Origin of the sequence: Corallococcus terminator, from assembly GCF_049194865.1 — a bacterium.
GTDB classification, from domain to species: Bacteria; Myxococcota; Myxococcia; order Myxococcales; family Myxococcaceae; genus Myxococcus; species Myxococcus terminator_A.
The window spans coordinates 1-8,235 of sequence record NZ_JBLZWL010000088.1 but is presented as its reverse complement, the minus strand read 5'-3'; the positions used below and the strand labels follow the sequence as shown (position 1 = coordinate 8,235).

Here is an 8,235-nt window from a genome sequence, read left to right as displayed (position 1 = left end):
TTCTTCGCCTACGAGGCCAGTCACTACTTCGAGAAGCTCCCCCGACATCCCCACGATGACCTGAAGGTGGCGGACATCGCCCTGTCCTTCGTGGACACCTTCCTCGCGGTGGACCACCTCGAAGGACACCTGCTCGCCATCGCCACGGGCTCCGACTGGGAGGACTGCGCACGACGACTGGACGCACTCGAAGCCCATGTGCATCGAGCCGTCCCCACGGCACCCCCGTCACCCCCGAGCACCTCCACCGTGGAGCCTCGCTCCAACTTCACGCGGCAGGGCTACCTGGACGCGGTGGAGCGCGTGCGCGAGTACATCCGCGCCGGAGACACGTATCAGGTCAACCTCTCCCAGCGCCTGGAGGTCGACTTCCCAGGCGAGCCGCTCGCGCTCTACGAGACGCTCTCCGCCACGAACCCCGTCCACTTCGCCAGCTACCTCGAAGGCGATGGCTTCCACGTCGTGAGCGCCTCACCGGAGCGCCTCGTCCGAGTGGAGCAGGGCCGCGCCATCACCCGCCCCATCGCCGGCACCCGTCGCAGAGGCACCCCCGAGGAGGACGCCCGCTTCGTCCACGAGCTGCGCACCAACGAGAAGGAGCTCGCCGAGCACGCGATGCTCGTGGACCTGGAGCGCAATGACCTCGGACGCGTCTGCGCCTACGGCTCCGTCGAAGTCACGAAGCTGATGGAGATCGTCGAGTACGCCCACGTCCTCCACATCGAGTCCGAGGTGACAGGCCAGCTCGCCCCGGGCATCGAGCCGCTCGACGTGGTCGGCGCGCTGTTCCCCGGTGGGACGATTACCGGCGTGCCGAAGATTCGCACCATGCAGCTCATCACCGAGCTGGAGCCTCACACGCGCGGCCTCTACACCGGCTCGCTCGGCTACGTGTCCTTCACCGGCGACCTGGACCTGAACATCGTCATCCGCACCCTGCTCGTAAAGGACGGCCGAGCCTACGCACAGGTGGGGGGCGGCATCGTCCACGACTCGCAGCCGCGCCAGGAATACAAGGAGACGCTCAACAAGGCGCGCTCGCAGCTCCTCGCCCTCTCCGCGAACAGAGGCGCGCGATGATTCTCCTCATCGACAACTTCGACTCGTTCACCTTCAACCTCGTGCAGGCGCTCGGAGCCCAGGGCGCGCGCTTGAAGGTGGTGCGCAACGACGCCATCACCGTGGCCGACATCGAGGCACTCCAGCCCGACCGCATCGTCATCTCCCCGGGCCCGGGCACACCCGAGGACGCGGGCATCTCCCTGGACGTCATCCGCGCCTTCGGCGGACGCGTGCCCCTGCTCGGCGTGTGTCTGGGACACCAGTGTCTCGGACAGGTGTTCGGCGCGAAGGTGGTGCGCGCGCCCGTGCCTGTCCACGGGAAGACGGCGGAAGTGGAGCACGAGGAGCAGGGCATCTTTCACGGGCTGCCTCGACCCTTCACGGCCGCGCGCTACCACTCGCTCGTGGTGGAGCGTGAGGACCTGCCGGACTGCCTGGAGGTGACGGCCTGGCACGAAGGGCTCATCATGGGAATGCGTCACCGGGAGCTGCCCGGGCTGGAAGGCGTGCAGTTCCATCCCGAGTCCTTCCTCACGACGCACGGTCCCCGGTTGCTCGCCAACTTCCTGGCGGCTCGGCGCTGAGGCATCACGGAGCCCGCACGCATGTTCTCCACGGTGGCGGTGAATGGCGAGGTGCGGCGCTGGGAAGACCTGCCGCTGCACGACTTCGCCCAGGGCTTCTTCTTCGGGGCGGGCTTCTTCACCACCTTCCGCATCGACGACGGAGCCCCGCGCTTTCTCTCCCGGCATCTGCAACGTCTCACCGCGAGCCTCGCGGCGTTCCCGGAGGCCGTCCGCGCGCCGCCGTCCGAGCTGCTCCACTCCGACGCAGTGAGGATTTCCCTCCGTCGCTGCCTGGAATCGGACCCGGCACTCGGGCCGCGCTTCACGGGCATCGGCAAGCTGACCGCGAGCGACGGTCGGCTCCTGCTCACCTTCAGGCCTCCCGCACCGGACGCCGAGCGACTCCAGCGTGAAGGGCGCACCGTGGACACCGTGGAGGCCAGTGCCTACCGACACGGTGAGCCACTGCCGAACCACAAGGGCCTGTCGTACTTCCGCCAGTTCTCACTCATGCAGCGCGCCCCGCTGCTCGCGAACGACCTAGGGCACGCGTGCGAGCTGCCCACCGCGAACCTCTTCGTGTTCCTGGACGGCGCGCTCATCACGCCCCCGCTGGATGCACCGTGTCTGCCGGGCATCATCCGAGCGGTGCTCCTGGACGCGGGCAACATCGACGGCGTACCCGTGCGCGAAGATGTCATCCCACTGACGCGGCTCTCTGACGCGCGGGCCTGTGTCTTCACCAACTCCGCGGTGCTGGCCACGGGCGTGACGCGTCTGCTCGGCCGGGCCCTGCCCGACAGCCTGTCACTGGCGGCGCGAATCAGGGAGCACGTCCTGGCCATGGCGTCGCGCGAGGGTTGAGGCAGACTGAGCGGCCATGAGCCGTTCCCTCGTCGTCGTTCACCGCTGGGCAGGACGTCCGAACACCGACTTCTATCCCTGGCTCGAGGAACGGCTGCGTCAGCCTCCGGAGCCCTTCGACTCCATCGTCACGCTCGACATGCCCGAGCCCGCCGCGCCCACCATCGAGGGTTGGGTGTCCGCGCTCACACGCGCGCTGGGGCCAGTGCCTCCGCCCTCCACGGTGTTCCTGGGCCACAGCGTGGGCTGTCAGACCATCCTCCGCTACCTCGCCGCCATGCCCGAGGGGCACCGCGTGGAGGGCGCCGTGCTCGTCTCGGGCTGGTTCGAGGTGGACAAGACGTGGGGCTCGCTGCGGCCCTGGCTCGACACGCCCATCGACTTCGCTCGCGTCCGCGCAGCGCTGGGCCACTGCGTCGTGGTGCTGTCGGATGGAGACCCGTTCACCTCCGACTGGCGTCGCAACCGCCAGCTCTGGGAAGAACGACTCGGCGCCGAAGTCATCGTCGTCCCGGGTGGACGGCACTTCAACAACCCGCGCGAGCCCGCCGTGCAGGAGGCGTTGCTGTCGCGCTTCGGCACGCGCCCCACACCGTAGGCGCTCAGGACTCGTCCGGACGAAAGCCCAGCCCCTCGAAGACCTCCTCGTCCCGCAGCGCGCGCCACGTACTCTCGGCCACGTCCAACACCACGGTGCCCACGGCCTCCCGGTGCAGCGTGAGCACCGGATGCCCCACCGCCGCCAGCATCCGCTTCACCTGATGGTGCCGCCCTTCCGTCAGCGTCAACTCCACCACGTCCGGCTCTCGCAGCCGAGCCTCCGCCGGACGCGTGAGCCCATCCTCCAGCTCCACGCCCTCTCGCAGTCGCTGGAGCGCCGCCGCTCCGGGCCGCCCCGACACGCGCGCCACATAACGCTTGGGCAGATGCGTCTCCGGGGCGGTGCCGTGTCGCACGAACCGCTCGTCATTCGTGAAGAACAACAGCCCCGTGGTGTCCCGGTCCAACCGCCCCACCGCGTACCACTCGAAGCCCTGTAGGGACTCGGGCAGCACCGCGCGCAGGCGCTCGAACACCGTGCCCACACCCTCCGGGTCCGAGCCGTGCACCACCGGCCCCGCGGGCTTGTGAAACATCAACACCCGCGTCGACGCCGCGAGTGAGCACTCCCGTCCATCCACGCGCACCACGCACCCGGGCCGCACCGGCGCGAAGGGCTCCAGCTCCACACGCCCCTCCACCTCCACCCGCCCCGCGCGAATGGCCACCTCCGCGTCGGCCCGAGGCAGCACGCCGGCCCGCCCCAGGGCCCGCGCCAGCCAGTCCGAGCGTCCTTCCTCGGCGGCCTCCGCCCCCCTGCGCCGCGCCGCCTCCAGCCACCGGGGCGTCTTGCTCTTTCGCGCCATCCTCTCGCCAGCTCCCTTCGTCACCCCGACATCCCATGTCCACCTTGGAGAACCAACGAGCACGTGTTCTCCGAGGGGAGAAGCGGCGGACAGGCGGACGTGACGGCCACGCCATTTGACTCCACCCGGGCGCCTCTGCCATTGCGCCGCCGTGGCCGTCCCTCCTGAAATCGCCGCTTCGCTCCAACACTTCCCGCCGCCCTCGGGGCCGTCCGTCGCCTTCACGCTGCGACTGGCCGAAGCGCTGCACCGCTACGGCACCCCCGCGCACCGGCTGGAGGGGCTGATGCAGCGCGTGTCGGAGCGCCTGGGCCTGGAGGGCCGGTTCTTCTCCACGCCCACGTCCCTCTTCGCGTCCTTCGGGCCACCGGAAGCGCTGCGCACCAGCCTCATCCGCGTGGAGCCCGGCGACATGGACCTGGAGCGGCTCACGCTGCTGGACGTGCTCGCCGACGACGTCATCCAGGCGCGCCTCACGCCCGCCGAGGGTGCCCTGCGCGTGGAGGCCATCCTCGCGCGTCCGCAGCGCTTCGGCCCGGTGCTCCAGGTCCTCTGCTGGGCCCTGGCCGGCGGAGCGGGCGCTCGACTCTTCGGCGGTGGGCTGAAGGAGATAGGAGTGGCGACGGTGAGCAGCCTGCTCATCGGCCTGTTGAGCGTGGTGACGCAGCGACAGCCCTCCACCGCGCGAGTGCTGGAGCCTGTCGCCGCCATCCTCTCCTCGGCGCTCGCCGTCCTCGCCGCGAGCGTCATCGGCCCGCTGTCGATTCAGATCGCCACGCTGGCGGGGCTCATCGTCCTCTTGCCCGGCCTGACGCTGACGGTGGCCCTCAACGAGCTGGCCACGCGCCACCTCATCTCCGGCACCTCGCGACTCACGGGCGCGGCGGTGGTCTTCCTCCAGCTCGGCTTCGGTGTCGCGCTGGGAAGCCGGCTGTCGGAGCTGCTTCCTCCGCCCATCACGCCGACCGTCGCCGCGCTGCCCGCATGGACCCAGGCTGCGGCCCTCGCCGTGGCGGGCGTGGCCATTGGTGTGCTGTTCCGGGCGCGCCCTCGCGACTGGGGCTGGATTGCCGCCGCGGGCACCTTCGCCTTCACGGGCGCGCGGCTGGGCTCGGAGCTGCTGGGGCCGCAGCTCGGTGCCTTCGTGGGCGCGCTGCTGCTGGGCATCGGCGGCAACGCGCTGGCGCGGCTGCGCAACAAGCCGTCCGTCACCATCGTCGTGCCGGGGCTGATGCTGCTCGTGCCCGGCAGCGTGGGCTTCCGCAGCCTGTCCTCACTGCTGGAACGCGACGTGGTGGCGGGAGTCGACACGGCCTTCAACATGCTGATGGTCGCCGTGGCGCTGGTGGCGGGCCTCTTGTCCGCCAACGCGCTCGTCCCGCCACGCAAGGTGCTCTGAAGCGCGCGCGCCTCAGCCCAGGCGCGTGAAGTAGATGGCCGCGAGCGACAGCAGGAAGTACGGCACCAGCCCGCCCGCGCCCGCGTAGTCCTTGGCCATGCGCTGACCGAAGAACAAGCCCACCAGCGACACGGCGGACACCAGCGCGCCCCAGAAGGCCAGCGTCGCGCTGCCCGTGGCGATGAGCGCCACCAGTCCGGCGGCGCTGAGGGCGCCCGCGGCCAGCTCCATCAAGGTGATGACGCCGAGCATCAACGGGACGACGCCCCGCAGGGGGCTCTTGGCGAAGTGGCCGGTGAGCCAGCCCAGGTTGCCCTTCCAGTCGATGACCTTGTCGAGCCCGGACTGGAGGAACAGGACGGCGAGGAAGGCGGAGCACAGCGCCTGGAGCAGCCACGAGGTGAACTGAGTCGATTCGAAAGCCGGCATGGCGCGGCACTCTAGCCGCCTGGGGCCCGGGCCCAAGTCTTCTCCGCTGAAGACCTGCCAGGCAGCCGTGGGGGCCGCTCCCCCCTTCCCTCCCACGGAACCGGCCCTAACTTCACGGGTATGGCATCCGAGCAGACCGCCCGGCGCGTCTTCACCGGCCTCATCCTGCTGTCCATCGTGCTGCTGGCGCTCGTCGTCCAGCCCTTCGCCAAGGGCATCTTCCTGGCCGCGGTGCTGGCGGGGGCGTTCTACGGCGTGCACTCCCGGCTGACGCGCAAGCTGCGCGGGCGGAAGAACATCTCCGCCGGCCTCATCTGCACGATGGTCGTCCTCGCGTTGCTGCTCCCGCTGGGAGGGCTCACCGCCTTCGTGGTCGCCGAGGTGTCCTCCGGTGCGCAGTTCGTCACCAAGACGGTGCAGCAGGAGGGCGTCGAGGGGCTGGTGCAGAAGCTGCCAGGGCCGGTGCGCCAGGGCGTGGAGAGCCTGATGGAGCGGCTCCCCATGGAGGAAGCGCACCTGGACGAGAAGATTCAGGAGCAGGTGAGCAGCCAGGGCGGCACGGCGGCGCGCGCGGTGACGGGCGCGGTGGCGGCCACGGGCTCCATCGCCTTCCAGACGGTGATGATGCTCATCGCCCTCTTCTTCTTCCTCACGGACGGGCGGGAGCTGGTGCTGTGGATCGAGAGCGTGTCTCCGCTGCGGCGCGGCGAGGCGCTGGAGATCATGCGCGAGTTCCGCAGCGTGTCCGGCGCGGTGCTGCTGTCCTCGCTGGCCACCGCGGGCGTGCAGGCCTTCGCCGCGCTCATCGGCTTCCTGATTGTCCAGGTGCCCGCGCCGTTGTTCTTCGCGGGGGTCGCCTTCTTCATGGCGCTCATCCCCGCGGTGGGCGCCGCCATCGTCGTGCTGGCTGCCTCCGCGCTCATGTTCTTCAGCGGACACCCCTGGGCCGCGCTCTTCCTGGCCATCTGGGGCACGGTGGTGGTGGGGCTGGTGGACAACATCGTCAAGCCGCTCCTGGCCAAGCGCGGCATGCACCAGCACGGCGCCATCGTCTTCTTCTCGCTGCTCGGCGGCCTCGCGGCGTTCGGCACGGTGGGCCTGCTGCTCGGCCCGCTCATCGTCGCCTTCTTCCTGGCCCTGGTCCGCATCCACGAGCGCGACTACGGCCGCAACCACCCCGGCCCCGACAGCCCGAGCACGCCCGGCCCCCAGGATGACCGAGGGCCTCCCAAAGAAGCGCTCGCGTCCCAGGCCCACGACAGCCACTGAAGACCTCCGCGCCCCCCGCCCCAGTCCGGAGCGAGGAGCGCGGTGTTACGATTTCGTCAGAACGACGCGCCGCTCGCGCGCCGACCCGGCGAGGACGACAGGCTGGACAGGCTGGAGTGCAGCACGTAGGTCGCGCTCGTCCCCAGGTCCGGGCTGCGGTTCGCGGAGACTCCGTCGGTGCCGGCCATGGCGGCCGACAGCGTCGCAGTGGCGACCACCGTGCCCGACGCGTTCGTCACCGTCACGGTGTCACCGCTGTTCGACAGGCCCAGCGTGCCCGTGGACGCGGCCACCGCGCCCGGCGTGCTCGACGGGATTCCCGCCGCGCCGCCGAAGACCACCACCACGCCGCCCGCCGCCACCGAGGTGCCGCTGGGGAACGTGTGCCGCACGCTCGCGGCGTCGGACACCGTCCACCCCGCGATGCTCAGCGCCGCCGTGCCGGTGTTGACCAACTCCACGAACTCGCCATTCACGTCGGAGCCGGCCTCGTTCACCATCACCTCGTTGATGATGAGGTTGCCCGTGCCGCCGCCGCCGCCCGTCGCAATCGAGAAGGTCGCGTTGCTGGTGTCGGTGATGCTGGAGTTGGACGTGTCCGTCACGCGCACCCGCGCGGTGGTGCTCGCGGTGGCCGGCAGCGTCCACGACAGACTCCCCGTCGAAGCGGACGTGCTCGACGACAGCGTCGTCCAGGTGCTGCCGTTCAGCGTGTACTCCACCCGCACGCTCGTCACGTTCGACGACGTCCACGTAATCGTCCGCGCGCTGCTCGTCGTCCAGCTCTCACCGCCGTTGGGCGACGTCACCGTCACGCTGGACGTCACTGAGTCGCTGGGGATGAGGAAGTCCTTGATGATGCCCATGTGCTGCATGCCGGACGCGCCGCTGTCACCGGAGACCGCGGGGGACAAATCGCCGATGGGCGAGTACACCCGCGTGTCCACGACGAGGCCGTTGGCGAACGAGCTGCCGCCGATGACCACCGACGTCTGGTACTGCCGCAAGTCGCTGTCCACCAGCACGTGGTCATAGGGGCTGTTGCGGCCCGCGTTGGTGTTGGTGTTGCCGTTGCGGTCCGCGGGGTACGGGCTGGCCGTGGAGACCACCTGCGCGAAGGTGCTGAAGCACGCCTCGGAGCGGCTGCTGGTGTTGAAGTCGCCGCCGATGACCAGGTAGTCCCCCGTGGGGATGTTGGCCTGGATGCGACTAACGAGGCTGGTCGCCTCCGCGTTGCGCG

At 70.1% G+C, this 8,235-nt stretch carries 9 protein-coding genes; 6 read left to right on the top strand and 3 right to left on the bottom strand.

The window, feature by feature from the left end; genetic code table 11:
• From ACN469_RS27220 to ACN469_RS27205, 4 genes are all read left to right on the top strand, one after another.
• Nucleotides 1-1,080: anthranilate synthase component I family protein (locus ACN469_RS27220; RefSeq protein WP_498772297.1), on the top strand; the 1,080-nt coding region annotated here is incomplete at its 5' end.
• On the top strand, nt 1,077-1,646 hold the full coding sequence (locus tag ACN469_RS27215) for an anthranilate synthase component II (protein ID WP_498772295.1): 570 nt from the start codon (nt 1,077-1,079) through the stop codon (nt 1,644-1,646). The genes ACN469_RS27220 and ACN469_RS27215, both read left to right, overlap by 4 nt.
• A 21-nt stretch (nt 1,647-1,667) precedes the next feature.
• Nucleotides 1,668-2,492: an aminotransferase class IV gene (locus ACN469_RS27210; RefSeq protein WP_498772293.1), complete on the top strand. Its 825-nt coding sequence runs from the start codon at nt 1,668-1,670 to the stop codon at nt 2,490-2,492.
• A gap of 16 nt (nt 2,493-2,508) precedes the next feature.
• The gene (locus ACN469_RS27205) at nt 2,509-3,090 is read left to right on the top strand and encodes an RBBP9/YdeN family alpha/beta hydrolase (RefSeq protein ID WP_498772291.1); all 582 of its coding nucleotides are present in this window, start codon (nt 2,509-2,511) and stop codon (nt 3,088-3,090) included.
• Nucleotides 3,091-3,094: 4 nt separating this feature from the next.
• On the opposite strand, the gene ACN469_RS27200 is transcribed toward ACN469_RS27205, so the two are convergent.
• Nucleotides 3,095-3,898 carry a pseudouridine synthase gene (locus ACN469_RS27200; RefSeq protein WP_498772289.1) on the bottom strand — a complete coding sequence of 268 codons (804 nt, stop codon included), beginning with the start codon at nt 3,896-3,898 and terminating at the stop codon, nt 3,095-3,097.
• 151 nt (nt 3,899-4,049) lie between these two features.
• Here ACN469_RS27200 and ACN469_RS27195 point away from each other — a divergent pair, with 151 nt between their 5' ends.
• On the top strand, nt 4,050-5,297 hold the full coding sequence (locus tag ACN469_RS27195) for a threonine/serine exporter family protein (protein ID WP_498772287.1): 1,248 nt from the start codon (nt 4,050-4,052) through the stop codon (nt 5,295-5,297).
• Nucleotides 5,298-5,309: 12 nt separating this feature from the next.
• Here the strand turns inward: ACN469_RS27195 and ACN469_RS27190 are convergent, their stop codons facing one another.
• Nucleotides 5,310-5,726 carry a DoxX family protein gene (locus tag ACN469_RS27190; RefSeq protein ID WP_498772285.1) on the bottom strand — a complete coding sequence of 139 codons (417 nt, stop codon included), beginning with the start codon at nt 5,724-5,726 and terminating at the stop codon, nt 5,310-5,312.
• A gap of 120 nt (nt 5,727-5,846) precedes the next feature.
• Here ACN469_RS27190 and ACN469_RS27185 point away from each other — a divergent pair, with 120 nt between their 5' ends.
• Complete coding sequence (locus ACN469_RS27185; RefSeq protein ID WP_498772283.1) at nt 5,847-6,995, top strand: AI-2E family transporter; 1,149 nt, start codon at nt 5,847-5,849, stop codon at nt 6,993-6,995.
• Nucleotides 6,996-7,051: 56 nt separating this feature from the next.
• On the opposite strand, the gene ACN469_RS27180 is transcribed toward ACN469_RS27185, so the two are convergent.
• Nucleotides 7,052-8,235, bottom strand: a 1,184-nt coding sequence (locus ACN469_RS27180; protein ID WP_498772281.1) for a lamin tail domain-containing protein, incomplete at its 5' end; no start/stop codon positions are given.

Bases quoted from the DNA above. Each gene is read 5' to 3' on its own strand.
- ACN469_RS27215 (WP_498772295.1), top strand. From the start codon at position 1,077: ATGATTCTCCTCATCGACAACTTCGACTCGTTCACCTTCAACCTCGTG.
- ACN469_RS27210 (WP_498772293.1), top strand. From the start codon at position 1,668: ATGTTCTCCACGGTGGCGGTGAATGGCGAGGTGCGGCGCTGGGAAGAC.
- ACN469_RS27205 (WP_498772291.1), top strand. From the start codon at position 2,509: ATGAGCCGTTCCCTCGTCGTCGTTCACCGCTGGGCAGGACGTCCGAAC.
- ACN469_RS27200 (WP_498772289.1), bottom strand. From the start codon at position 3,898: ATGGCGCGAAAGAGCAAGACGCCCCGGTGGCTGGAGGCGGCGCGGCGC.
- ACN469_RS27190 (WP_498772285.1), bottom strand. From the start codon at position 5,726: ATGCCGGCTTTCGAATCGACTCAGTTCACCTCGTGGCTGCTCCAGGCG.
- ACN469_RS27185 (WP_498772283.1), top strand. From the start codon at position 5,847: ATGGCATCCGAGCAGACCGCCCGGCGCGTCTTCACCGGCCTCATCCTG.